General features: G+C 62.3%; 3 protein-coding genes. All 3 read left to right on the top strand.

Annotation, left to right across the window (positions count from 1 at the left end):
- Positions 1–87: 87 nt before the first annotated feature.
- The 3 genes from tnpA (at position 88) to tnpC (ending at position 2,493) form a co-directional block, all read left to right on the top strand.
- Positions 88–489: an IS66-like element accessory protein TnpA gene (tnpA, locus tag ACP7AL_RS25475; protein WP_012040935.1), complete on the top strand. Its 402-nt coding sequence runs from the start codon at positions 88–90 to the stop codon at positions 487–489.
- Positions 486–833, top strand: coding sequence for an IS66 family insertion sequence element accessory protein TnpB (gene tnpB, locus ACP7AL_RS25480; protein WP_012040934.1), 348 nt, complete (start codon positions 486–488; stop codon positions 831–833). Before tnpA ends, tnpB begins: the two co-directional genes overlap by 4 nt.
- 76 nt (positions 834–909) lie before the next feature.
- A complete protein-coding gene (gene tnpC / locus ACP7AL_RS25485; protein ID WP_012040933.1) occupies positions 910–2,493 on the top strand; it encodes an IS66 family transposase in 1,584 nt (527 codons plus the stop codon).
- Positions 2,494–2,540: the final 47 nt, after the last annotated feature.

Genomic DNA, 2,540 nt, shown 5'->3' on the forward strand with positions numbered 1-2,540 from the left:
GTACGCATCCGACGAGCGCCGTCTTGTCTGATGCGGTATATTTCGCGAAGCGTGTGACCTTAAGTCTAGCTTTAAGGTCATCAGGCGATGCGGGTCGAGGTTTTAGGCGGGTTGGAGCGGCGGCGGCGCTGGTCGCAAGATGACAAGGCGCGGATCGTCGAGGAAACCCTGGTACCGGGCGCCAAGGTGACAGATGTTGCGCGCCGCAACGGTGTCGCGGCCAGCGTCGTGTTCACCTGGCGCCGCCAGGCCCGTACGGTCGTGAATGACGGGCCATGTTTTGCGCCGGTGCAGATCGCCGCAGCGGTGGCACCGAGCGCGGAAGAAGCGAAGCCGCTATCCAAAGATGACCGACGGTTGCAGCCCATGCCGACCGCGCGGAGTGGCTTGATCGAGATCGATCTTGGCAACCGGCGACGCATCCGGGTGGATGCACAGGTTGATCCCGAGGCGCTGGCGCGGGTGCTCGACGTGCTTGAGCGCCGATGATTGCCATACCGGGTAATGTGCGGGTGTGGCTTGCGACCGGCCATACCGATATGCGGCGCGGATTCCCGAGCCTGGCACGTCTGGTTCAGGAGAGCTTGAAGCGGGATCCGCACGTTGGTGATCTCTATGTTTTTAGGGGCCGTCGGGGCGACCTGATCAAGATCATTTGGCATGACGGCCAGGGCGCGTGTCTCTTCACGAAGCGGTTGGAGCGCGGCCGCTTTCTGTGGCCATCGGTGGCGGACGGCGTTGTCACGATCAGCGTTGCGCAACTATCCTATCTCTTGTCCGGAATTGATTGGCGGATGCCGCAGGCAACCTGGCGGCCGCAGGCTTCCGGATAAGCTGTGGCTTTTTGACTCACGAAGGAAATCCGGCGGGATTTTTAGCGGCGAATATGATTGATTTGTCGGTGTGACGATGTCCTCCGATCCGCTTCCCGCCGATCTTGCCGCTGCGCATGCGATGATCCTTGCGCAGCGCGAGCAGCTGACGCTGGCCAAGAGCGAAGTGACCGTCGGCCGCCTGGAAATCGAGCGGCTGAAGCTGATGCTGGCCAAGGCACGGCGCGAGCAGTTCGGGCAATCTTCTGAACGCGGCAGGCTGCTGGTCGAGCAGCTTGAGCTGGCCATCGAGGATCTTGAAGAGACCCAGGCCGAGCAGGAAACCAGGGCCGAGATCGCGGCACCTGAAGCCGCCAAACAGAAGCGCGCACAAAATCCGCGGCCGCCGCGACGTCCCCTGCCAGATAATCTGCCGGTCGAACGTATCGTCGAACCCGCGCCTTGCGCCTGCGGTAAGTGCGGCAGCGAGCGGCTGCACAAGCTTGGCGAGGTTGTATCGAAGACCCTTGAATGCGAGCCGCGGCGCTGGAAGATCATCGAGCACGTCCGCGAAAAGTTCTCCTGCCGGGACTGCGAGGCGATTACCGAGGCGCCGGCACCGTCCCATCCGATCCCGCGTGGCTTCGCCGGGCCGAGCCTGCTGGCGATGGTGCTGGTCAACAAGTTCCTGCTGCATCAGCCGCTGAACCGGCAGAGCCAGACCTATGCCCGGGAAGGGATCGAGATCGATGTCTCGACCCTGGCGGATCGGATCGGGGCCTGCGTGGTGGCGCTCGCCCCAATTATTGAGGCTATCCGGACTCATGTCATGAGCGCGGAACGCATCCATGCCGATGACACGACGGTGCCCGTGCTGGCGAAACTGAAGACTGTCACCGGCCGGATCTGGACCTACGTTCGCGACGACCGGCCGTTTGGCGGTCGGGATCCACCGGCGGCGGTGTTCCATTACTCGCGCAGTCGTGCCGGGGAGCATCCGCAAGGCCATCTTGCCGGCTATGTGGGCCTCATGCAGGCCGATGCCTTTGATGGATACAACCAGCTCTACATGGCTCAAAGGAAGCCGGCTCCGATCGTTGAAGCGGCTTGCTGGAGCCACGGCCGGAGGAAGTTTGTCGACCTGGTAAAACAGGGAGAGGCGCCGGTCGCCAGCGAGGCGGTGCGTCGTATCGACATGCTGTTCGAGATCGAGCGCAGCATTAATGGCAAAACCCCGGAACAGCGGCTTCTCGTACGCCGTGAACGATCGCGGCCGCTCGTTGCCGAGCTTGAAATCTGGATGCGCCAGCAGCAAGCGTTACTCTCCACCAAGAACGACACCGCCAAAGCGATCAACTACCTCTTCAACGGCTGGGCAGCGTTCACCCGCTTCCTCGACGACGGTCGCGTCTGTCTTACGAACAACGCCGCCGAACGAGCGTTGCGGGGTGTGGCGGTCGGAAGAAGGAATTGGACCTTTGCCGGTTCAGACGTTGGCGGCCATCGGGCTGCCGCCGTCTATACCTTGATCGAAACTTGCAAGATGAACGACGTCGATCCGCAAGCCTGGCTCGCGGACGTGCTGGCCAGGCTTCCAGATCACCCCGCGAACAAAGTCAACGAATTGCTTCCCTGGAATTGGAAGGCGAACCAACGGTCAAAGGCCGCCGTTGCTGCCTGAGCGCTTCGCGGTAGTCATCGTGCCTGGGGTGCTGGCCGGATGCGTAC

It is taken from the genome of Afipia sp. DC4300-2b1 (assembly GCF_049895725.1).
Classification (GTDB): domain Bacteria; phylum Pseudomonadota; class Alphaproteobacteria; order Rhizobiales; family Xanthobacteraceae; genus Afipia; species Afipia broomeae.

What these genes read in the sequence shown, in the direction of transcription:
- tnpA (WP_012040935.1), top strand. Translation starts at nt 88, where the DNA reads ATGCGGGTCGAGGTTTTAGGCGGGTTGGAGCGGCGGCGGCGCTGGTCG.
- tnpB (WP_012040934.1), top strand. Translation starts at nt 486, where the DNA reads ATGATTGCCATACCGGGTAATGTGCGGGTGTGGCTTGCGACCGGCCAT.
- tnpC (WP_012040933.1), top strand. Translation starts at nt 910, where the DNA reads ATGTCCTCCGATCCGCTTCCCGCCGATCTTGCCGCTGCGCATGCGATG.